The 22,614-nt window shown below is 61.0% G+C and carries 18 protein-coding genes and 1 tRNA gene; 11 read left to right on the plus strand and 8 right to left on the minus strand.

Annotated elements, in window-relative coordinates; translation table 11 throughout:
• Nucleotides 1–50: 50 nt before the first annotated feature.
• Complete coding sequence (tgt, locus tag ACNAOV_RS00475) at nucleotides 51–1,349, minus strand: tRNA guanosine(34) transglycosylase Tgt (RefSeq protein WP_416517505.1); 1,299 nt, start codon at nucleotides 1,347–1,349, stop codon at nucleotides 51–53.
• Between the two features lie 232 nt (nucleotides 1,350–1,581).
• On the opposite strand from tgt, the gene ACNAOV_RS00480 reads away from it, so the two are divergent.
• From ACNAOV_RS00480 to htpX, 6 genes are all read left to right on the plus strand, one after another.
• Nucleotides 1,582–3,453, plus strand: a complete 1,872-nt coding sequence (locus tag ACNAOV_RS00480; RefSeq protein ID WP_416517506.1) for a S1C family serine protease — start codon at nucleotides 1,582–1,584, stop codon at nucleotides 3,451–3,453.
• 173 nt (nucleotides 3,454–3,626) lie between these two features.
• Nucleotides 3,627–5,594, plus strand: a complete 1,968-nt coding sequence (locus tag ACNAOV_RS00485; RefSeq protein WP_416517507.1) for a heavy metal translocating P-type ATPase — start codon at nucleotides 3,627–3,629, stop codon at nucleotides 5,592–5,594.
• A gap of 118 nt (nucleotides 5,595–5,712) precedes the next feature.
• The gene (locus tag ACNAOV_RS00490) at nucleotides 5,713–7,179 is read left to right on the plus strand and encodes an FAD-dependent oxidoreductase (protein ID WP_416518105.1); all 1,467 of its coding nucleotides are present in this window, start codon (nucleotides 5,713–5,715) and stop codon (nucleotides 7,177–7,179) included.
• A 171-nt stretch (nucleotides 7,180–7,350) separates the two neighbouring features.
• Nucleotides 7,351–8,532, plus strand: a complete 1,182-nt coding sequence (locus tag ACNAOV_RS00495) for an ImmA/IrrE family metallo-endopeptidase (RefSeq protein WP_416517508.1) — start codon at nucleotides 7,351–7,353, stop codon at nucleotides 8,530–8,532.
• Nucleotides 8,529–9,128 carry a DUF4411 family protein gene (locus ACNAOV_RS00500; RefSeq protein WP_416517509.1) on the plus strand — a complete coding sequence of 200 codons (600 nt, stop codon included), beginning with the start codon at nucleotides 8,529–8,531 and terminating at the stop codon, nucleotides 9,126–9,128. The genes ACNAOV_RS00495 and ACNAOV_RS00500 overlap by 4 nt, the downstream gene beginning before the upstream one ends.
• A 90-nt stretch (nucleotides 9,129–9,218) precedes the next feature.
• Nucleotides 9,219–10,154 (plus strand): zinc metalloprotease HtpX, encoded by a 936-nt coding sequence (gene htpX / locus ACNAOV_RS00505; protein WP_121913517.1) that lies wholly within the window; start codon nucleotides 9,219–9,221, stop codon nucleotides 10,152–10,154.
• A 204-nt stretch (nucleotides 10,155–10,358) separates the two neighbouring features.
• On the opposite strand, the gene nagA is transcribed toward htpX, so the two are convergent.
• Genes nagA through ACNAOV_RS00525 form a run of 4 tightly spaced genes read right to left on the minus strand, consistent with a single transcriptional unit; the run spans nucleotide 10,359 to nucleotide 14,882 of the window.
• Entirely contained in the window at nucleotides 10,359–11,666 is a 1,308-nt protein-coding gene (gene nagA / locus ACNAOV_RS00510; RefSeq protein WP_416517510.1) for an N-acetylglucosamine-6-phosphate deacetylase, read from the minus strand.
• Between the two features lie 14 nt (nucleotides 11,667–11,680).
• Nucleotides 11,681–12,469, minus strand: coding sequence for a glucosamine-6-phosphate deaminase (gene nagB, locus ACNAOV_RS00515; RefSeq protein WP_416517511.1), 789 nt, complete (start codon nucleotides 12,467–12,469; stop codon nucleotides 11,681–11,683).
• Nucleotides 12,466–13,572: an ROK family protein gene (locus ACNAOV_RS00520; RefSeq protein WP_416517512.1), complete on the minus strand. Its 1,107-nt coding sequence runs from the start codon at nucleotides 13,570–13,572 to the stop codon at nucleotides 12,466–12,468. Before ACNAOV_RS00520 ends, nagB begins: the two co-directional genes overlap by 4 nt.
• A gap of 5 nt (nucleotides 13,573–13,577) precedes the next feature.
• On the minus strand, nucleotides 13,578–14,882 hold the full coding sequence (locus ACNAOV_RS00525) for an AGE family epimerase/isomerase (RefSeq protein ID WP_416517513.1): 1,305 nt from the start codon (nucleotides 14,880–14,882) through the stop codon (nucleotides 13,578–13,580).
• 298 nt (nucleotides 14,883–15,180) lie between these two features.
• Here ACNAOV_RS00525 and ACNAOV_RS00530 point away from each other — a divergent pair, with 298 nt between their 5' ends.
• The gene (locus ACNAOV_RS00530) at nucleotides 15,181–16,299 is read left to right on the plus strand and encodes an ROK family transcriptional regulator (protein ID WP_416517514.1); all 1,119 of its coding nucleotides are present in this window, start codon (nucleotides 15,181–15,183) and stop codon (nucleotides 16,297–16,299) included.
• A 123-nt stretch (nucleotides 16,300–16,422) separates the two neighbouring features.
• Nucleotides 16,423–16,493: transfer RNA gene (locus ACNAOV_RS00535), tRNA-Gly, on the plus strand.
• A 221-nt stretch (nucleotides 16,494–16,714) separates the two neighbouring features.
• Here the strand turns inward: ACNAOV_RS00535 and ACNAOV_RS00540 are convergent.
• Nucleotides 16,715–17,152, minus strand: coding sequence for a hypothetical protein (locus tag ACNAOV_RS00540; RefSeq protein ID WP_416517515.1), 438 nt, complete (start codon nucleotides 17,150–17,152; stop codon nucleotides 16,715–16,717).
• 571 nt (nucleotides 17,153–17,723) lie between these two features.
• On the minus strand, nucleotides 17,724–17,849 hold the full coding sequence (locus tag ACNAOV_RS00545; RefSeq protein ID WP_416517516.1) for a hypothetical protein: 126 nt from the start codon (nucleotides 17,847–17,849) through the stop codon (nucleotides 17,724–17,726).
• Nucleotides 17,850–17,953: 104 nt separating this feature from the next.
• On the opposite strand from ACNAOV_RS00545, the gene ACNAOV_RS00550 reads away from it, so the two are divergent.
• From ACNAOV_RS00550 to ACNAOV_RS00560, 3 genes are all read left to right on the plus strand, one after another.
• Nucleotides 17,954–18,187, plus strand: a complete 234-nt coding sequence (locus ACNAOV_RS00550) for a DUF2188 domain-containing protein (protein ID WP_045934889.1) — start codon at nucleotides 17,954–17,956, stop codon at nucleotides 18,185–18,187.
• Nucleotides 18,188–18,387: 200 nt separating this feature from the next.
• Complete coding sequence (locus ACNAOV_RS00555; protein ID WP_416517517.1) at nucleotides 18,388–19,197, plus strand: hypothetical protein; 810 nt, start codon at nucleotides 18,388–18,390, stop codon at nucleotides 19,195–19,197.
• A 31-nt stretch (nucleotides 19,198–19,228) separates the two neighbouring features.
• A complete protein-coding gene (locus ACNAOV_RS00560; protein ID WP_416517518.1) occupies nucleotides 19,229–19,984 on the plus strand; it encodes an alpha/beta hydrolase in 756 nt (251 codons plus the stop codon).
• A 6-nt stretch (nucleotides 19,985–19,990) separates the two neighbouring features.
• Here the strand turns inward: ACNAOV_RS00560 and ACNAOV_RS00565 are convergent, their stop codons facing one another.
• Complete coding sequence (locus ACNAOV_RS00565; protein WP_416517519.1) at nucleotides 19,991–22,222, minus strand: cation:proton antiporter; 2,232 nt, start codon at nucleotides 22,220–22,222, stop codon at nucleotides 19,991–19,993.
• Between the last annotated feature and the right edge of the window lie 392 nt (nucleotides 22,223–22,614).

Consider the following 22,614-nt stretch of genomic DNA (forward strand, 5'->3'; position numbering starts at 1 on the left):
AGAAAGGTTAGCACGGTTGTCTACGCGGCGCAATAATGGCGTGTTTTGGTTCAGCCCTTGGACCCATGGGCGTAGAACCGGGCCAGGGTCTCCTTCTTGTACTCGTCGAAGTAGCCGCCATCGATGGATTGGCGGATTTCGTCCAGTAGCCTGACAAAGAAGCGTTCGTTGTGGATGGTGGCCAGCGTGTAGCCGTTGAGCTCATGGGCGCGGAGCAGGTGGTCGATGTAGGCCCGGGAGTAGTGGGTGCAGGTGTAGCAGTCGCAGTCCTCTTCGATGGGTCTGAAATCAGCCTTGAACTGGGCGCGCTTGATGTTCCAGCGGCCGTCACGGGTGAAGACGGCCCCGTTACGGCCGCAGCGGGCCGGGGATACGCAGTCGAAGGTGTCCCCACCGTTTTCCACGCCTGCGAATATGTCGTCCACAGCGGCGATGCCCAGCACGTGCCTGGGCCGGGATTCGGGCATTTCGTCGCAGATCCAGGCGCAGGTCTGCCCCAGCAGCCGTTTCTCTATGGCGCCCCCGATGCCCACGCCGTCGAAGTCCAGGGAGGCGATCTGGCGGGCGGCACGTCGGCGCAGATCCTCATAGTTGGCCCCCTGCACCACGCCGAACAGGGCCTGGTAAGGCTTGCCGGTCCGTGCCTGGGTCAGCTTCTGGTGCTCGTCCACGCAGCGTTTTGCCCAACGGAAGGTACGCTCCACTGACTGTTCCTGGTAGGTGCGGGTGTTCATCAGGGTGGTCAGCTCGTCGAAGGAGAACATGATATCGGCGCCGATGCGGTGCTGGATTCCCATGGAGATTTCAGCCGAGAAGCGGTGCCGGTCGCCGTTGAGCGGGGACTTGAAGGTGACCCCGTCCTCGTCCACGAAGGCCAGGCGCTCCTTGCCTTCGGCGATTACCTGGTCCGACTTCATGCCGGTCACGTCCATGGCCAGGGTCTTCTTGAATCCCGCCCCCAGCGAGAGCACCTGGAAGCCGCCTGAATCGGTGTAGGTGGGGCCGTCCCAGTTCATGAACCGGGCCAGGCCCCCTGCTTGGTCCAGAATGTCGGGACCGGGGCGTTCGAACAGGTGGAAGGCGTTGGCCAGGAGGACCTGGGCGCCCAGCTCCCGCATCTGCTCGGGCAGGACGGCCTTCATGGCCGCCTGGGTGGCTACGGGGATGAATGCGGGGGTGTGGATGTCTCCGTGAGGAGTGTGGATGATGCCAGTGCGGCCGTAGCGGCGGCCATTGCGTCCCAGGCCTTCCGGGCTGTCAGGCAGGCGGTTCAGGGTCTCGAATGAGAATGCGGCGCGGTCGCCGGGTCGGCCCGGCGTGGCTCCCAGCGGGTTGGTGATCAGGCTCATGGCTCCACTGTATCCAAGACATCCAACCGTCCCGCTGCCGCCCTGTGCACAGTCGATGTGACTTTCATACAATGTCCAGACAACATTCAGTATTTCGGCCCTAGACTTGGAAGCAATGCATGCGAGGACCCACTTCGCCTGTCAGCCGGAAACAGCAAAAAGCGCGGGCGACGGGGTAGATTGACAAGCGTGACCGAATAGCAGGCAGCGGCATCGATCCGAAGGAGCAGAAATGGCTGAAGAGCACAAGGTCGACCCTTGGAAGGGCGACGACGACGGTCAGTCCTGGCAGCCAAGCCACATCGAGCGCGGGGTCGCCAATCAAGAGCAGGAGACGGGAGCTTCCGCAAACCAGACCGACTCTGCTCAAGTTCCCACGACGGACGAAGGGAACCAGCAGACCCAGGCCTGGGATCAGAGGCCCACGACTCCTATTGCCGTGCCTGGTGGAGATGCACAGTCCACGACCACGGAAAACGGGTCGAATGACGGTAGCGGCACCGGGACTTCATCCTCCTCTTCCAGTGGCTCGGCCACGGGGCAGGATGCGCCGACGCAGCAGCCTTACTATCGGCCTGCGCCCGAGTATGGCGCCTATGCTCCTGCAGGCTCGCGTCCTCCTGCCAACAATCAGAATCAGCAGCAGCACAACCAGCAGCCAAACCAGGGATATGGCTCCGGTCCTCAGCAGGGCTTCTTCGGACAGTACGGACAGCCAGGCCAGTTCGGCCAGAATGGCCAACCCCGTCAGAATGCCGGCCAGAACCCCCAGGGCGGCCAGCCTTCCGGCCAGGGTCCCTATGCACCCTTCGGATTCGGTGGCCCCAACGGCCGGCCTGGTCCTGCTAATAACGTCAGCAACAACTTAAGTGGCACGGGCAAGTACGTCTTCACCGCTGTAGTGGCTGCCTTGGTGGCCGCAGCCCTCATGCTGGGCCTGGGCTGGGCGGCACTGTCCAACGGATGGATCACCCTGCCCTCGTCCTCCTCGCTCAGCGGGGTCTCCTCCAACTCCTCGGGCCAGGGCACGGCCAAGGTCGAGGGAGGTCAGGCTCCTGACTGGCAGGGCATCAGCAAGCAGGTCTCCGAGTCCGTGGTCTCCATCCAGGTGCAGACCAAGAGCGGTGTGGGTGCCGGATCGGGTGCGGTCTTCGACACCCAGGGCCATGTGGTCACCAACAACCACGTGGTCGATGGCGCCCAGGAGATTCACGTGACCCTCTCCAACGGGCAGATGTATACGGCAAAGGTGGTCGGCACCGACACCACAGCCGATCTGGCCATCCTCAGCCTGGATCAGGCGCCCTCCGACCTGAAGCCTGTGAAGTTCGCCGATTCCGAAAAGCTGGCCGTGGGCGAGAACGTCATGGCCATCGGCAACCCCCTGGGCTACGAGAACACGGCCACCACCGGCATCGTCTCGGCTCTGAACCGCCCGGTCTCGGTCATGGACGAGAGCAACAACAACCCCATCGTGACCAACGCGGTCCAGCTGGATGCGGCCATAAACCCCGGCAACTCGGGCGGCCCCACCTTCAACGCGGCTGGCGAGGTCATCGGAATCAACTCCTCCATCGCCTCCATGGCCTCCTCCAAGTCTGAGGCGGGATCCATCGGCATCGGATTCGCCATTCCATCCAACCTGGTCAAGCGAATCGCCGATGAGATCATCAAGGACGGCAAGGCCAAGCACGTCTCTCTGGGTGTCACCATCCAGAGCAGCACGGCCCAGGCCGACGGAGTCACCCGTGGCGGCGCCAAGGTCACCAATGTGGTTTCGGGCTCCCCGGCTGACAAGGCCGGCATTAAGGTCGGAGACACCATCGTGGCCTTCAATGGTCATGCGGTCAACAACAACTACTCTCTGCTGGGCTTCGTCCGGGCTGCCGCCTTCGGCGACTCGGTCAAGATCACCGTGGTGCGTGACGGCAAGACCGCCGATGTGAATGCCACCTTGGATAGCGAGGAGCAGACCGTTCAGGGCAAGCCCAGGACCAACAGGAAGAACTCGGACGGCAGTGGCCAGGACGGCGACTCCGACCAGGGCGGTTCGGGCGACGACGATGACTCCATGGATCCCTTCCGCTTCTTCTTCGGGCAGTGATCCGCGACTGAACCCGGGGGCCGTATCCGTCGCTTTGGCGGGTGCGGCCCCTTGTCGTATCCGCCGTCCATTGCTGGCTCCGGTGCGGTATAGGCTTGAAATGTCAAGAGCAGAAGAGAGCAGTGATCCGGCTACGACTGTCAGATCGACAAGTCCGGAGCGGGGAAGTGGTCATGTCAAAAATCCTGGGTTTCGCCAAGAAGGTGCCCATGCTTTGGGTGGTTCTGATCTGCGGGCTGGTCATGGGCCTGCTCTGGCATCCCTATCGTCAGGCCGCCCAGTGGCTGGTCGCCGTCCTGGTAGCCGTCTCGCTGGTGGACACCCTCAAGGGGATGATCGATGACGTCCGCCAGGGCCACGTGGGCGTGGACATCCTGGCCGTGGTCGCCATCCTGTCCACCCTCGCCGTTCGTCAGTACTGGGCCAGTTGGGCCGTGGTCCTCATGCTCTACTCGGGCGACGCCATCGAGCAGTACGCAGGGAACAAGGCACAGAACAATCTGACCGTATTGGTCCAAGCCGCCCCTCAGGTGGCCCATGTGGTTCAGACAGAGCTGCCGGAGGGAGAGCATACCCTTCCCAAGGAGAGCGACTGGAATACGGTGGCGGTCGATAAGGTCCGTCTGAACGATCTCCTGGTGGTCAAGCCCGGCGAGACCGTGCCTGTTGACGGCGAGCTGATCAGTCCAACCGCCACCTTGGATATGTCCACCATCAATGGCGAGCCAATGCCCCGCAGGCTCTACCAGGACACCCAGGTCATGTCCGGAGCGGTCAACGGCTCGTGCACCTTCCTGATGCGGGCCCGGCAGCTGGCGCGGGATTCCCAATACCAGCGAATCCTCAACCTGGTGCGCTCAGCACAGAACTCGCGGGCAGCAGTCGTCAGAACAGCCGACCTGATGGCGGTCCCCTTCACCGTGGTGGCCTTCATCATCGCCTGCGTAGCCTGGATCATCTCCGGCGTGCCGACCCGGTTCGCCCAGGTTCTGGTCCTGGCCACCCCCTGCCCTCTGCTGATTGCCGCCCCTGTGGCCTACATGGCAGGGACTGGGAGGCTGGCCAAGGCGGGTCTGCTGATAAAGACCCAGGACGTGATTGAGAATCTGGGCCGGGTCTCGCACATCTTCTTCGATAAAACCGGCACGCTGACCGTCAAACGTCCCCAAGTGGCCAAGGTCGACCTGCCTGACGGTAGGGAGCAGAAGGTCGATACAGACCGGATTCTGGCCATGGCGGGCGCTGTTGAGTCCTACTCGGTCCACATCCTGGCCAACGGAATCGCTGAGGCCGGGGCCGCCGCCCAGGAGCGACTGCGGGCACAGAACAAGGGTGAGACCCATCTGCATGCGCGGGAGGTTCGGGAGGATTCCGGCAACGGGGTACAGGGCCAAGTCGATGGTCACCAGGTCAAGGTGGGCAGGGCTCGGTTCGTGGCTGATGGGCATTCAAGCGATTTATTCGGCCCCCTGGCGCCTGACGAGATGGCCTCCTACGTCTCTATTGATGGGGTCTTGGCCGCCAGGGTCGTCATGAAGGACGTGCCCAGGTCGGATGCCGCCCAGACCATCGCCCAGCTGCGGGAGTTGGGCATCACCCGTCTATCCATGGTCACCGGTGACAAGGAGGCCTCGGCCCGGATTATCGCCGACCAAGTGGGAATCACCGACGTGCATGCCGGCCTCTTCCCCGAGGACAAGGCCAATCTGATCGCCAAGGCCTCCAAGGAGGAGCCCAACAGGCAGCCCTTCTGGGACATATGGCTGTCCAAATTCCTAGGGGAGTCAGTGACCAAATCCATCACCATGATGGTGGGAGACGGGGTCAACGATGCTCCGGTCCTGGCCGCTGCCGACGTGGGTATGGCCATCACCGACGGAACCACCACGGCCGCCTCCGAGTCCGCCCAGGCGGTGATTATGAATGACGACATCGCCTGTTTGCCCAGGTCAATCACCATTGCACGCAGAACCAAGCGGGTCATGCTCCAGGCGGTCATGCTGGGGCTGACCCTGGCCACGGTGGGCATGCTCTGTGCCGCCTTCGATCTGATTCCGGTGGTTGTCGGCGCCTTTACGCAGGAGGCCATCGACGTGGTTTCAATCCTCTGGGCCCTGACTGCGCTGATAGATCGGGACTGAGGCCATTTCACGACGCTTGGTGAAAGTCCCGGGGATGGAGCCCAATTAGCTCTGTTCCCGACCGTCGCTTTGCGTTAGGCTGGCAAGCATGAGCGATAATAATGTCAACGATTCCACCATGCCCGCACCGGCCTGCGGTAAGGAAGCCGACTCCCCTCTGCGCGTGGCTGTCATAGGCGCGGGGCCTGCAGGGGTCTACGCCTCTGACATTCTGCTGCGGCAGCTTCGGGAGAAGGGTGCCGACCTTGGTCTGGGGGACCGGGCCAGGATTGATTTGTTCGAGAAGCTGCCCGTTCCCTTCGGCCTGGTCCGTTACGGCGTGGCCCCGGACCACCCCAGCATCAAGTACATCGCCGGCGCCTTGGAGAAGACCTTGGACAACCCGGAGATTCACCTCTATGCGGATGTGGAGTTCGGCAAGGACGTCAACCTGGATGATCTGCTTCAGCGCTACGATGTGGTGCTCTTCGCCACCGGCGCCGTGGATGACCGCCCCCTGGAGATCGCCGGTCACGAACTTGATGGCGTTCACGGGGCCGCCCACTTCGTCGAATGGTATGACGGTTATCCCGATGCTGACCAGAATTGGCCATTGGATGCCAAACAGGTGGCCGTCATCGGAGGCGGGAACGTGGCCATGGATGTCTCGCGAATCCTGATGCGGCGGGCCGACGACCTGCTGGGCACCGACATCCCCGACAATGTTTACCGGGGGATCCAGGGCAACCAGGCCCGTGAACTGCACATGTTCATTCGTCGCGGTCCGGCCCAGGCCAAGTTCTCGGTCCAGGAGCTACGCGAGTTGGAGAAGCTGCCCGGAGTGCAAATCGTCATCGACGAGGACGACTTTGACCTGGATCAGGAGACCATCGATCGGGCCGGTGCCGACAAGCTGACCCGGCAGATGCTGGAGGAGCTCTTCACCATCAGGGAGATGGCCGAGGACATGGCTGAAGATGGTGGCGTCGACTTCGAGGGCAATCCCGCCGACCGCCGTTTCTATATGCACTTCTACCGGATGCCTGCGGCAATCATCGGCCAGGACGGCAAGGTGACCGGCATTCGCGTGGAGAAGACCAAGGTCACACCCGAGGGCTCCATGGAGGAGACCAGCCAGTATGAGGAGTACCCGGTTCAGGCCGTCTACCACGCCATCGGCTACAAGCCCGCCGAGGTTCCCGGCATTCCCTACGACTTCTCCGGCTACACCCTCTCCAACGTCCACGGTCGCGTGACCACTGCTCCAGAAGGGCAGGACGGGCGACCCATCGACCGTCTTTACGCCACGGGCTGGGCCAAGCGAGGGCCTGTGGGCCTGATCGGATCCACCAAGTCCGATGCCCTGGAGACCATCGGCAACATGCTGGGTGACCTGGCTTCCAGCCCGGACCGTGGTCGCTTCGCCAAGGACCGTGACGACGATTCGATTGATCGTTTCCTGGCGGAGAGGGGCATCCAGCCCATCGACTTCGCCGGCTGGAAGCGGGTGGATGCCTACGAGCGGGCTGAGGGCGCCAAGGTTGGCCGCGAGCACATCAAGGTCATCGATCCCGACCAGCTCCGCCAGCTCGCCCACGGCGAGTAGGCGATCGCTCCTGGGCCTGTGTTAGCAGTGGCAGGACCTGGATGAGGTTCATGAATCCTCGTCCAGGTCCTGTTTTCTTGGTCTGGGCTACTGGCTGCTCACAGCGGAAGGATAAGTCTCGCGCAGGTATCATTGTCATTAGAGCCCATCACGGAATCGAAGGAGCGTGACATGGCTAACCTGACTCTCTATCCGGCCACCCTCCAGTGGGCCGTTGAGGAGGGTGATGCCGATCCCGTGGCCCTGTCTCAGCGCCGAGGGCTTGGCCAGTTGCCGGATTGGCTGGAATCCAAGGAACCCGTGTCTGTATCCTTCAACAAGGTAGAGCAGCTCAGCAGGGCCCTGCATGTGCCTTTCGGTGCCTTGGTCAGGTCGGTTGTGCCCCAACGTCGCCTTGAACCCCTGGTTCGTTACCGGACCGTAGGCAACACGTCTGTGCAGCCCAGCAAAAATCTGCAGGACACCATAGACCAGATGCGGTTCAGGCAGGAATGGGCCAGGGATGAATTGCTTGAGTCCGGCTTGGATGCCAACCCGCTGGTCGGGTCGGTGCACAGTGCCGAGTATGACGATGACCTGGCTGATGCGCTTCGCTCCACCCTTGGGTTGGATGGGCGCTCTGCCTGGGAGGGCGGCAAATCCAGCGACCGTTTCCGTCAGCTCAAGGAACAGGCATCTAATGCGGGCATCATGATCATGCTCAACTCCCAGGTGGGTTCTACAAGGTCCCGAAAACTGGATCTTCAGGAATTTCGAGGGTTCGTGCTGATTGACGACATGGCTCCGCTGGTGTTTATCAATAGGAACGATTCCTTTGACGGCATGATATTCACCTTGATTCACGAGGTGGGGCATGTACTGCTGGGTACTCAGGAGCTCTTCGACGGCATTGGCGGCCAAGGAGACCGCAAGACCACCGAGCGTGCGATAAACCGGGCAGTGGTAAAGGCTGTGATTGATGATGAGCGCTTCCGGAGGCTGTGGCAAGAGAAGCTGGACGGGGGCAAAGAGCCGGCCGATGCTGCGGAGTCTATAGCTGACGACTTCCATCTGAGTGCCTTGGCCATGGGGATACAAGCCCATCAGTTTCGCTTGGCTGACGAGGATACGCTTGAGGAGCTGCGGGCACGAATGGATCGGCATCTTCAGGACAAGACCGCTCATCGTCAGGAGCGGGAACCTCATGGCAATGGCAACAGGACCAATGCCTCCAGGGTGGACACCGGTTTCGTCCGTCTGGTCAATGCCGCCATGGACGGGGGCAGATTGGCTCCGACTGAGGGCTTCGACCTGGTGGGGGTGCGCTCCCCGCAGTCTTATCAGGGGTTGATTCGTGAAAAGAAGCTGTTATGACCGCTACCCTCTACCTGCCCGATTCCAACATCTTCATCGCCTCCTACCGGATTAACCATCCTTTCGACTACAAGGAGTTTCACCCCTTCTGGCGATGGATGGAAAAGCTGGCTGAGAGCAGGGCGATTGCCATGGTGGATGTCGTCTACGACGAGCTGGTCAATGAGCAGGCCGCCAATCCCGATATGTTGGACCTTTGGGTGCGTGCAGTGTTCAAAGGCCACCAAATAAGCCATAAGGACGACAAGTATGCGCAGGTCTATGCGAAAATCCAGGATTATCTGGTCACCTGCGGGCAGTATACGGAAGGGTCGCGCCAATACTGGGAGTCAGAGAGCAAGGCGGATCCCTGGCTGATTGCCGTGGCCAAAGTCGAGGGGGCAGTCATAGTGACGGACGAGGCCCGGGTTCCGTTGCAACAGGGTCAGCACATGAAGAAAGAGCCCAAGATTCCTAACATCGCAGACCAGTTTGGGGTGAAGACCATGAATCTTCGTCGGTTCTTCGATGTCAACGGGAGGTTGAAGAAGGTTCAATATGTTCCTCCTAAGTCTCAAGGTAAGAGAAAAGCTGTGAGCCAACCAGGCCTATTCTGAATGGGTGGTAGGGGAGGAGGGGGCTCAGCAGCCTCATCTTTTCAGCGCCCGTTCAGCAAAAATTCAGCGGTATTGTCTACCATGGAACCCATGAATGGCAAGCTGAAGGTTCACGGACATTTCAACGGCCTGAAAACGACGCTTTTGTTCGCCCTCATGTGGGCCGTTATTATGCTCATCTGGTGGCTGACTGGCGGTCGCCAGGGGACACTGGGCATCTATATCCTCATAGGCCTGGCCACCACTTTCGGATCCTACTGGTTCTCCGACAAGGTGGCGATTGCCTCCATGCACGCCCGGCCGGTCAGCGAGCAGGAGGCTCCGGACCTCTACCGGATCGTCCGAGAGCTGTCGGGGAGGGCAGGCAAGCCCATGCCCCGCATCTACATTGCCCCCACCGACTCGCCCAATGCCTTTGCCACGGGCCGTAACGAGCGCCATGCCGCCGTCTGCTGCACCCAGGGGATCCTGCGCATCCTCAACGAGCGTGAGATTCGCGGGGTGCTGGGCCACGAGCTCATGCACGTCTACAACCACGACATCCTGACCTCTGCCGTAGCTTCGGCCATGGCCACGGTCATCACCTATCTGGGATACTCCCTCATGTATTTCGGCGGCGACAGCCGGGACAGGGATAACGATTCCGGTGTCTTTGGCCTCTTGGGTGTGCTGATCAGCTCGATTCTGGCCCCGCTGGGCGCCTCCCTGATCCAGATGGCCATTTCGCGCACTCGAGAGTATGACGCCGACGAGGACGGCAGCCGGCTGACTGGGGACCCGGCGGCTCTGGCGTCGGCGCTGAACAAAATATCCTACGGGTCTCAGGCCGCGCCTATGCCGCAGACTGCCGGCACCCAGAGCGCTGCCGCCATGATGATCGAGAATCCTTTCTCGGTCAAGGGGTTCAGCAGACTTTTTTCCACCCATCCGCCCACCGATGAGCGCATAGCCCGCCTAATGCAGATGAGCCAGGAGATGGGGCAGACCCAGGTGAATTCCGGGCATGGAGCCCAGGTGGGGTACTGAAAGACCAGGGGGCTAATGCGCCTGTACACCTATCAATAGCGGTGATTCCTCTCCGCTGTCTTGGTCGATAATTTTGGGAACGGTCAGAAGGCCCGGCCTAACGTCTGGCCCTTCTGACCGTTCCTGCCTTTGTGCCCTTAGTTGCGAAGAATCCGGCTTGTCATAGAGGCAAGGAGGAATCGGAGGCTTTTGGCTATTCGTTGTTTAGATCTGAATTCTGCGCCCGTTGCAGACCACGGTTTTGACGGACCAGTCGGCCGGGTTCAGGAGGAGGAGGTCGGCTGCATAGCTTGGTGCCAGTAGGCCCAGTGGGGCCTTGGTGATCGGATTGGGATGATCTAGTCCCAAGGCCCGGGCAGGTGTCAGCGTGACGGCTTCCACGGCCTGGGGAGCCGGGAGGCCGATGGCTTGGACGGCTCGGCCGACTGCCACATCCAGGGTCAGGGTTGAACCAGCGATGGCTCCGTTGGAGGTCAGGCGGGCGTGGCCGCCCTTCACTGTTACGTCCAGGGAGCCCAGCTTGTAGGCGCCGTCCTCGCAGCCGGTAGCCTCCATAGCATCGGTGACCAGGGCAATCCGATGGGGGAAGAGCCTGAAAGCCAGGTCGACGCAGGGGTCCTGCACATGGAAACCGTCGTTGATCAGCTCAGCCGTGACCCGAGGGTCCTCCACGGCGGCCGGAATGGGCCCTGGCTGACGGTGGTGGATGCCGTTCATGGCGTTGAAAACGTGAGTGAGTATGCGGGCGCCTGCATCGAAGGCGCGGCGGGTCTGATCGTAGTCGGCATCGCAATGGCCGACCGCAGGCACCACACTGGACCCAGCCAGGCGGGATATGGCCTCGTAGCCATGGTCGCGCTCGGGGGCCAACGTCACCTGACGTATGCAACCGTCGGCAGCTTCCAGGAGGCGGTCGAGAACCGTGGGTTCAGGGTCGCGCAAACACTTGGGGTCGTGCGCCCCCTTACGGGAGAGGGCGATGAAGGGCCCCTCCAAGTGGGCGCCCAGCACGTCGGGCCTGGAGTCCATGACCCGCCTGACCGAGCGCAGATTGGTGCACATCGTGTCGACCGGGTTGGTGATCAGGCTGAGCACCTGCCTGGTGGTTCCATGGACCATATGGCAGGCCCTAGCTGTGCGAATGGCCTCGTCGCCGTCATCGAAGGAGTGGACCCAGCCGCCGTGGGAGTGGATGTCGATGAACCCGGGGGTGAGGATGAGGCCGGCTGCGTCGATAAACTCCACACCGTCCGCATTCACGTCATGGGTATCTGATCCAGGCTGGAAGGAGGGCGGTAGGCTGGGCAGGCCAGCGGCCCTCAGGGCGGATTCCAGGCTCTCCCTGCCTTGCCCGACCTGGTCAATCCTGCCCTCCAGGGCCAAAATCCAGCTGTCTTCCCTGATGCCTCGGGCGTCTATTAGCCTTGCGCCGGTCAGGACAAGGGGATGGGCCGGTCCATTCAGGGATGATTCGGCCGCGAACCCCGCCGACTCGTATGCTTCCTTGGACATGTTTGGTTTGCCTTCTAGATGGACTGCCAGTCAGGCTTGTTGGCATATGCCCACTTGTAGTAGTCGCGGTTGCGCAGGCGGGAGGCGGCGGCCTCGTCCACGATCACTGTGGCGTGGGGATGCATCTGAAGGGCGGAGGCCGGGCAGAAGGACGATATGCCTCCCTCTACGCTCTCGGCCACGGCTTCTGCCTTGCCGGCACCGAAGGCCAGGAGGACCAGCTGGCGTGCCTTGAGGATGGTTCCGATTCCTTGGGTGATGCAATGGGTGGGCACCTGGTCCATGTCATTGTCGAAGAAGCGGGCGTTGTCGATGCGGGTCTGCTCGGTCAGGGTCTTGATGCGGGTGCCCGAGGCCAGGGAGGATCCGGGCTCGTTGAAGCCGATGTGTCCATCAGTGCCGATGCCCAGGATCTGCAGGTCGACGCCGCCTGCATCCTCGATTGCCTGGTCGTACACATGGCCAGCATCCTTGATGGTGTCCAGGTTCCCATTGGGCACCCTCACCTTGGCCGGGTCCAGGCCCAGAGGCTCGACCACGGTCCGGTCGATGGTGGACCGGTAGGACTGGGGGTGGGCCGGGTCCAGGCCCGCGTACTCGTCCAGGGCGAAGCCACGTACCTGGGAGACGTCAATCCCCTCCTTGTGGACAAGATCGGCCAGCGCCTTGTATGCCGCCAGAGGGCTGGATCCCGTGGCTAGACCCAGCACGCAGTCAGGCTTGCGCCGGATTAGGTCAGCTGTGCAGCGGGCATAGATTTCGCCGGCTTCCTCCTGGGACTTGACGATGATGATTTCGGTCATGATGCGATTTCCTTTCCAATAAGGTCAGATGGTCGACTGTCGGCGGCCATGCGTCCTGCCAGGGCGGCGCCGATGGCTGCGATGGGCAGGTCGGCTGGGGCCAGGCGCAACCGGTCGGGCAGCTTCAGCGAGGCGATGAAGTGGCTGCAAGCCGCGCTCCTATTCAGATGCTCGGTGACCAGATCCAGTAGGGGCTGACCGGTTTTGCTCATGCCGCCGCCCAAGATGATGACCGCGGGATCGATGGTCAGGGCCACGATCTGCACGGCCAGGGCGATGCCATGGCCGATGATGTCCTGGACTTCCTGAGCGTGCTGGTTCCCCTGGCTTGCCTGGGCAATCAGATCAGGCAGAGGGTGGGCAATTCCTGGCCAAAGGGCTTCCACTGCTGAACCTGATGCCACGGTCTCCAGACAGCCACACTGGCCGCACTTGCAGGGAAACTGGTGGGCGTCCACCGGAATGTGTCCAATTTCGCCGATTGCTCCACTGGCTCCGTGTTCGATCCGGCCCCCGCGGATGATGCCCGCTGCCAGGCCGGTGCCTAGATTGATGAAGGCCACCACATGGTCGTCCTGGTCGGGCAGGGCCCTGGGTCTGTCACGCCCAGGCTCTGATACGGGGCGTCGGGCCTGGTTCCGGGCAACCTCGGAGTGAGGTGTGGTTCGAGGGGCCATTAGGGAGTCGCTGGCCTGCGAGGCGGCTCCCAGGGCAGCGATATTGACATCGTTTTCGACGCGGACGGGCAGGCCGGTCGTCTTGGTAACGGCAGGGCCCAGAGCCATGTGGCGGATGCCCAGGTTGACTGCGTCGTCCACTATTCCACGGTTGGCATCCACGCGCCCCGGGATGCCCAGGCCTACGGTGACAGGACCCCGATTTGGGCCCACCAGATCCAGAAGGTGGTGGATAAGTGTCACCGTGTCGTCATGAACCGCTTGGTTGCCCTCGCGCGTGGGGATTCGATGGCAGGCCAGCAGGTGCTTGTCGCCGTCCATGGCCACGCCCTCGATTTTGGTGCCGCCGATGTCAATTCCTAGGCTGATCGGACGGGCCTGGACGCTATCTGTATCCGCCTCGGGATGCGGGGTCGATGCTGCCATGGATTTCAGCGGGCCTGATTCTGGTCTGCAGGTCCCTGTCCGCAGGCCTTCTTGATGGCCGTGGCGATGGAGACCGCCGGGTCGTTGTAGGGAATCAGGGTGGACTGGAATGCGTGGTAGAGGTCGGACTTGCCGGGCCAGACCGTGCCAATCACGTGGTTGTTGGCATCCAGCTGATGCCACCAGGACCCGCCCTGGTGGTCAATCAGGTAGTGGTCTACGTAGCTGCAGAAGGTGGAGTACCAATCGGCGTAGGTGGCCTTGCCGGTGGCTGCGTAGAGGGTGGACGAGGTGTTCAGAGCCTCGGCCAGGGTCCAGTGCATGCGGTCGTCGACAACCGGGCGGCCCTGCCAGTCTGTGGTGTAGACCAGGCCCTCGGCTCCGTCGGCGGCCCAGCCATCCTCCACAGCCCTGGCGAACAGGTGCTCGGCTGCCTCGATGTAGTGGCGACGGTCGGCATCCTGATCGAACCTGCTTAGTGCGTACTGGGTAATCAGCCTGGCCCATTCAATCCCGTGGCCCGGCGTTGCCCCGTAAGGCTTGAACTGGTCGGCCTTGTTGTTCTGGTTGTAGTCCAGGTCGGCCTGCCAGTCGCTGTTGAAATGCTCGGGGATGCGCCACTGGTTGTTCTCAGCCCAGCTGATGACCTGGTCGATGATGCGACCGGCGCGCTCGCGATAATCCTCCTTGCCGGTGGCATCGGCTACGGCCAGGAAGGCCTCGGTGCTGTGCATGTTGGCGTTGAGCCCCCGGTAGGGGTCCAGCCTGGTGAACTCGCTGTTCCAGGTGTCGACGGCAAGGCCCTTGTCGTCATCCCAGAAGTAGCGGTTGAAGATCTCCAGTGCCTGGTCCAGCAGGGCCTGCCCATCGGGGTCGCCGGCCAGCATGGCCGAGGAGGCGGCCAGGACTACGAAGGCGTGGGTGTAACAGGACTTGCCGCTCTCGGGCTGGCCCTGCCAGGAGACCGAGGGATACCAGCCGCCGTGCTCGTCGTCGTGCAGGTTACCCTGGAGGGCCTGGACGCCACGATGGACCAGCTCTGATGCGCCCGGGTAGCCCAGGAGGCTGCCAATGGCGTAGACGTGGGTCATCCTGCAGGTGATCCAGGTCTGGATTCCCTGGTCTGGGTCGATGCTGCCGTCGTCATTGAGCCAGCCGGCGCCGCCCTGCTCGGTGGGGAACCCCCGTCCGAAGTCCAGGAAGCCGTAGGTCTGCGAGGCCATGAAGATGCGATTGGCCTCGTTACCCAGCAGGTATCGCGGATTTGTGGCGGACGGTGAGGCTTCCGAATGGTTCGGTGTCGTGGTCATGGCAATCGCTCCTTTGCTCAGCGAGGGGATGCAGCTGTTTTCGATGTCTGTTTACAGCCTAACACTTAATTGTTAGGAAACTGAACTTTTTATTGGCTGTCCCCGTGGTCTTGCTCACGATGCTAGTGCGCAGTCCTGAAAACCAACAGCTTTGGTGCCCCAATGGCGAGGTATGGACCTGCCCGGGCAAGGAAGTTTACAATATAAGGTGCAAGCATGGATGGGCGTGATCACGGGGTTCAAGGCCCAATCCCCATGGCGGGTCCCCGTTCCCGCATTATCTATTGTCAGGCGAATCATGACCAGCAATACCGGCAACCTGTCCAAGGCGCTGCCCAAGTCGGTGCGGCACCACAACCGAGCCATCCTGCTCAGGTTGCTCTACCCCGATGTCAGCATGACCAGGGCTGATCTGGCTCGCGCATCAGGGTTGACCAGGGTCGCCATATCAGACATCGTGGCCGAGCTGCTGGGCGAGCATCTGCTCATGGAAGTGGGTTATAGCAAATCCACTGGGCCTGGCAAGCGGGGGCGGCTGCTGCGCATCAATCCAGACGGGCGCAGCATCCTGGCCCTGGACCTTTCCACGCCCTACGTTTTCAGGGGGGCGGTGCTCAACCTGACCGGACAGGTGGTGGCGCGTGAGGAGATCCCGCTGACTGCTGACGGCAAGGTCCCCCTGGACTTGGTGGGGGAGTTGACTGATTCATTGATGCAGCGGGCAACCCATCCCATCATGGGCATCGGCGTATCCAGTCCCGGCATCGTCAGTGCTGAAGGCGTGGTGGATGATGCCACCAACCTGGGCTGGGTTCAGACCGACCTGCGCGGCTACCTGCATGAGAAGACAGGCCTGGAGGTGACGGTCAACAACGATGCCAATAATGAGGTTTTGGCCGAACGGCAGTTTGGTTCAGGCCAGTCCGACCTGCTGCTGGTCCATCTGGGCGACGGAGTTGGGGCAGGATTGCTGATTTCCGGCGAGCTGGTGACTGGTTGTAACCGTGCGGCTGGAGAAATCGGCCATGTGGGCGTTGACCCCACAGGTCCGCAGTGTCGCTGCGGCAAGCGCGGCTGCCTGGAATCACTGATCAGCGTTCCCAAGCTGACTGCTGCAATGGATCGGGATCCCGACAATCTGGCCAGCATTCTGCGGCGTGCTGGCGAACTGCTGGGTCGTGTTCTGACCATGCCCGCCGGCCTTATGGACATTCCTCGCGTAGCTGTCCTGGGCGACTCCAGGGTGGTGAATCGCATTTTCCTGAGTGCCATGGAGAAGACCATGAACGATGCCCTGGCCACTGATTTTCGGCGACCCCTTGTGGTTGACCGCTCGGCCTTGGGTGAGGATGCAGCCTTGCTTGGAGCCTGCTCCACGGTGGTGGCCGACCTGATCGAGCCTGACGGCACCGTCTGAAAGTGGATTGAAGAGCTGTCTCGCAACCGTGCCCGGAGTTGGTGATTCGCGCACATCGCCGAGACCTGCTACCATGGTGACTCGCATGCGGTTGGCCGAGGTTCGACCCTGGTAGCCGGATTTGCGGGCGTAGTTCATTGGTAGAATGGAAGCTTCCCAAGCTTCAGAGGCGGGTCCGATTCCCGTCGCCCGCTCTCCTTCTCAGAAAATCGCTAATGGCGCTGACATCTAGGTTTGGGAAGATATCAGCTTTGGCGAGGATAAACTCTTGTGCGCATCTGGTACTGACTAGCAGTTTAACGAGGATAAAGCAGATACCCCAACTGAGCATATGCCGCGTTCTTTGCGCATCCATATCGTTAAATGAAACTGGTCGGCCTATAGTTGGTGAGCGAGCGTCAGCATCAGCGTTTACTCACAGGGGAATATCGCTGACGTCTATCGAGAGGAACAGCACCCCAGCCAGACTATGCAGTAAGACGATCAAAGTCACTAAGACAAGCAGGATTTTTGCGACGATGTTCCACCATTTCCGGGCTTTGCGCGACTTCCGTTTATACAAGGCAACTATATGGACAATGCCGCTTATCAGCCAGCAGACAAGCCCCACAATGGTGGTCGCAATTATCCTGTTCACCCAAGTGTCCGAGGCAAAATCAACGGCATACGGGAATGCCATAAAGAACTGAATAGGAATTTTGCTATACCAGCCCCAGCTCATTGGCAGCAACAGAACAAGGCCTAGAAACCATAGGACAAGGTCGGCATGAGCGGGTACGTGGATTGTGCGGCGAAGGTCGGTCTTCTCCGTATCCTCGCCTGTTTTATCCGATTTCCGTCCCCTGCATGCCATAGCCGCAAGGCTACAGCATCTGTAGGTATGAAGAGCCACTTGCAGACGCTTCCTCACATTCCCCGTTAATCCTGTTCCGCTTGACCGCCAGTTTTCACTGAAGAGTTTCTCATCTGTGAAAGATTTGACTGTGCGATCTGCAAGGTGGGCGACTATAGCAAAAGACGGTACGAATCATGGTGTGGCCTCGTTTGTGTTTCCACGTCTGATTGAGGCGTATGCGCGGGCTTTTGCTCGCCACATCCAATGTGAGGAAGTTATATCGCAGCTTGGCTTGTTGGCATGAGATTAAGGACGTGGTGCCTGTCAACTCAATCCGCGACTATGCCGACGTGACGCCTGCTGACCAGCTGATGGAGTGCTTCCTCGAAGCTATTACCAACACTTGGTGGCTACTGGGCACGCTGCTTTCCGCATCGGCGAACCAATCGCGCCTATGGTTGCAAACAGGACTCTGCTCAAACCTCTAGAATCTCAAGGTTAATGGAGATGTGTCCACCTTGCCTGAATATGCATCCAACCCAGATCCTGTATCCAAGTAGGTAACTCAACATCTGTAGTTTCGTTCCACTTAAATCACCTCATAGTAATTTGCTCTGGTCATTTCTATTCTCTTGCCCATAATCGAATCTTCGATATCTGAGCTAAAAGTTGCAAGCCCGGCAACAGCGCGGAAAGCCTCTTCTAGCACCATCATTGATGAACAATATTCCTGGAAGTTCTGGAGTGTCGAAGCACGGTGCCTCAGGTCCGGCAGTGGAAGATGAGGGGGTACAGGGAAGTATGGAAAGGACGGCCATCATGGCTGATTATCACGTGCAATACGACGGGGATCGCGATCTTTGGACAGTCAAGCGGGCCGGGGCCTCACGCGTCTCCCGCACCTTCGCCACCAAGGCGGAGGCCACCAAGCAGGCCAAGGTCTTTGCAGACCGGTCCGGCGGCGGCGAGGTCAACATCCATAACAAGGGCGGCAACAAAATCCGCGACAAGCGCACCATAGGCAAGAAAGATCCTCGAGACATCAAGGGCTAAAGTCCTACTGAGATTTGGGACCTTTCGTCGTCATCGGACCTGTGCACGTGCCGTACGTCACGGCGATGAGCAACTATGCCTGACTATGCGCATCCATCATCCCGGCAGGATGTTGGGATGGTGAAGCATTGGCCGCCGTCGCTGGTCTGTATGTGTCCGCCCCCATAGACTGAAACCAACCGTGAAAGGTGGCGAGGTCGATGGCCGATGGATTCAACCAGCTGGATCAGCGGCTGGCGGACAGCGGGTATGACGAGGGTCTGCCAGCCTCATATCCTCCTCGCCCGGATATTGATGAGCGTCCCATTCAGATAGCGCATGCCAACATCTGGAGTCGGTTTGCCGCGGTCACGGGACTGGTCTCGGCCTTGGCGGGCGCGGCCTTGCTGGCCCATGCCATAGCCCCCTCCAGGCTGGGGGTCATAGGTCAGGTGGGCATCTCGGCTTGGGTGGGTGTCTCCGTGGCTTTTGCCCTGTTGACCATAATTTTGGTCATCATAGCCCGTCACTCCGGACCAGTCCCGAACCGGCCATCGGTGGGCTCGGCTGGCATTATCCTTCTGATCTGCGGGATGCTCTTGACCGTGGCAGGCCTGCTTATTGCCAACTCTTCCCCCAAGGGTATCATCAAGGCAGCTGCGCGTGACGAAGCGCCCACCAGCTCGCCCCAGGCCATGACCGGCGGTATCGACAAGGCTGCCGGCCAGTGCGCTTCGGGTTGGCATGACATCAGCCTGGGTGGGTATGTAGGCATCTCCCAAGCCCGGTATTGCACGGATACGACCATGGCCTATGTGGTTTTCGATAACGATTCTGCAGCCTCCCTGGCCAAAGGGCCTATCCGCGCCCGCGTGCCTGACCTGCTCTCCCGCTACGGGGGCGGGCTGCAGCCCAAGGATCTATGGCTGCTGACCGGCAAGCGTTGGATGGTGGTGGGTAGCAAGGCCCAGGTGACCGGACTGCAGAGCCAGTGGGGTGGCCAGGCCGAGCCCCTCATGGGCCAGCATTGAATGACCGGGCCGGTCGACTATCGTGGCAGTTATGGATCAAGCACAAAAGGATGACGGCGGATTGGTGGGTCGGCCCTCCACGGTGGTGCCCGGACGTTTTGGGCAGGAGCTCAAGGTCGAGCAGGTCCGTTGGTCCCACAAGCAGGGCACGGGCAACCCCTCGCGGCCCATTTTTGTACTCATGCATGGCTGGGGCTCCAATGAGGAGGACATGGCCGACCTGATGCGTTATGTGGCTCCTTACAACGACTACGCATCCCTGCGGGCGCCCATGGTGGTGCCTGGTAGCGAGCGCGGCATGTTCGGCCCTGGCTACACCTGGTTTCATGATATGCGTCCTGAGCAGGAGGATCTGGATCGGGATGGTTACGCAGCGGCTCGGGCTGTGGACGCCTGGGTCTCAGCCAATATCCCCGAGGACCGACCCGTAGTGGCCATGGGCTTCTCCCAGGGGGCCATGCTGGCTGTTCATCTGCTTCGGGTCAACCCTGAGCGTTACCGGGCTTCCATATGTCTGTCCGGTTTCCTGGCTCCAGGCCTGGTGCCTGGCACCGCTCCTGCGGATGAGCGCCTGGCTGGCTTGAACAAGCCGGTCTTCCTGGGGTTCGGCTCGGACGACACCACGGTGCCCAAGTATGAATTCCGTGCCCTGGCCGCCTGGCTGGATGAGCACGTATGGCTGCACACCACCGAGTATGACCACCTGGAACATGCCGTCGATATGCGCGAGATGAACGATCTGCGCCAGTGGCTGGGCGAAATCGACGTGACCTCGGGCCTTATGTAGGTCGGCTCAGAGAGCCGAGTCGGCGTCTACCTGCATGACGTAGACGTTGCGGCGCATCTTCCTGGCTGTCGTGCGCGAGATTTCCCCGGATTCGACCATATCCTGGATCCGGCTCAGCTCGATGGCGTAGCCCTCGCGCTTGGCCTCCTCCACCTGATCCCTGATGGCAGGCATGCCCGTGTATTCGGTCTTTCCCTCCGCCGAGGATTCGATCATCTGGTGGTTGATGATGGTGTTCAGCAGGTCCTCGGTCTTGAAGCGGCCCTTGCCGAGCTCGGAGTAGAGCTTTTCGATTAGGAAGTGGTTCATCTCCGCCTGCAGGTGACGCCCGGCGATGAAGACCTGGTCCTTGTCGATCGGCTGGGCCAGGTGCTTCAGGCGGTGGAACTGGCTGTGTAGCAGTCCCCTGAGTCGTCTGCGAGCCGTGTAGGCCCTCCAACGAAGTTCCCCGCCTCTGTCCAAGTGGAAGAGGGAGCCGGATATGGTGGACAGGATCCTACGGGCGGCCTGTTCCTGGCTGCGCAGATTCAGCAGTTCCTCCTGGTCGTCTCCGCGCTCGCTGCGCTGATCGATCAGTTGGGCATCGGCATCCCTGTCGGCTACGGTCTCGGCCTCGGTGCTGGGTTCGGCCTCGGTCTCGTTCCCGCTGGCAGACTGCGTGGATGCAGGTGCCTGCTCTATGTCTGCGTCCTCGTTCCTGAGTCGCTCCTCCAACTGATCCTGGGCCTCTTCTATCCGGCTCAGCCGCTCTTCCATGTAGTCCTGCTCCCACTCCATGGTCTGCACCTGAAGGTCCTGGAAGTCCTTGGGGGAGTACTGGCCGATCTCGGACTTGAGCTTGGCGATGCGGTGGTTGTACTGCTTGATTACATGCTGGATGGCCAGCCGGTTCTCGTCAGTGATCCTGCTGGAGAGTTCCCGGACCGTGCCCCTGAGTACCTTGATGGATTTTTCGACCTGTTGGGCCGGCACCTCGCTGCTCTGTGAGGGAGCCAGCAGTGGCAGGGCGAAGTTGGCAAGCACCAGGGTGACGATGATGACCCCGGCGGCCACGAAGATCAGCTCGCTGCGCATGGGGAAGGCAGAACCGTCATCGGTCATATAGGGGATGGTCAGGGCAAGGGAGAGGGTGATGGTCCCCTTGGGGCCGCCGAAGGTCATGACGGCTGCCGATCTCAGGAGCTTGGATGTGATCCGTGGCCTGCTGCCGGTTTCGTGGTCCTTGGTGAAGATCAGGACGCTGGCTGTCCAGAGGAAGCGCAGCACGATCACGGTCAGGCAGACCAGGGTGATGGTGGCTACCAGCATCCAATTGCTGACCCGCCGGTCTCGCCAGCTGGTGCCCATGGCTGCCGGCAGCAGCATGCCCAGAAGGACGAAGACTGCACCGTTGAGGCTGAAGGAGAGCACCTTCCAGACGCTGGACGAGACGATGTTCGCCTTGGAGGTATTGGGTCCCACTCCAGTGTGGTCGAAGCGGATCAGCAGTCCGGTTGAGACCACGGCCAGGATTCCGGACACGTGCAGGATGTTCTGCCCGACCATGTATATCAGGAAGGGCAGGAAGAGCTCCAGCAGGATCCTGGTGGTGGTGGTTTCCCAACCCAGGCGACGGGCCGACTCAAAGAGCCAGTTGATCACAAAGCCCATGATCAGGCCGAAGCCGACGCCGCCTACGAACTCAACGAAGAACTCGCCCAGGGCCTGGGGCAGGGAGAAGGAGCCGGTCACGGTAGCCAGGATGGCGAACTGGAAGCCGATGACGCCGGTGGCGTCGTTGAAGAGCGATTCGCCGGCCAGGATTGAATGTTCGTCCGGTGTCAGGTCGGCGCTCTCGCCCAGGGAGGAGACGGCCACGGCATCGGTGGGCCCCAGGGCGGCGCCCAGGGCCATGGCTGCGGCCAGGGGGAACATAGGCCAGGCGGCATGCAGGATGACGCCCACCATGAGCATGGTCAGAGCAGCCAGGCCAATGGCCAGGGAAAGGGATGATCGCAGCCCCTTGAGCAGCTCCACCTTGTTGATGGTATGGGCCTCGTAGTAGAGCAGTGGCGCGATGAAAAGGACCATGAACAGCTGAGGATCCAGCCGCATCCGCGGGAAAATGGGCAGCAGGGCCATGACTGCGCCCAGGACGATCTGGACCAGGGGGGTGGAGATTCGAGGAATGAACCTGGAGATGAAGGAAGAGACGAGGACGGCAGCAAGTATGCACAGAATGAGGATGAATATTTCCACGGGCTTCCTTTCCGCCACGCAATCCCGGGTGGGCTGCCGCAGGCCCGACTAGCAGGGTTCGTTCGACCAATGAAGGAATCTCCGAGTGCAGGGTCGCATGAGGATCGACGTCGCAGAGTCCATTATACGGAATCACGGCATCCAGGAACAGCATTAATGGACAATGTGCGCTAAGTTGACACCTCAAGCCAAATGGTGGACAGACCGCGCTCGCGATGGGCGAACATTTGTGAAAATCCGGCCCGGGGACTCCTTGTGATCGCATGAAAGATCGGCTTGATCAGTATACTCGTGAAGACCGGGAAGGCTCCGAACCTCCCAGAGGTTCACCGCTTTCGGCGGGTGACCATGGAGCCCCATCTCTTGACCCCGGGGACTTGCGCGCACGCTAT

Source organism: Bifidobacterium asteroides (assembly GCF_048001765.1).
GTDB classification, from domain to species: domain Bacteria; phylum Actinomycetota; class Actinomycetes; order Actinomycetales; family Bifidobacteriaceae; genus Bombiscardovia; species Bombiscardovia asteroides_K.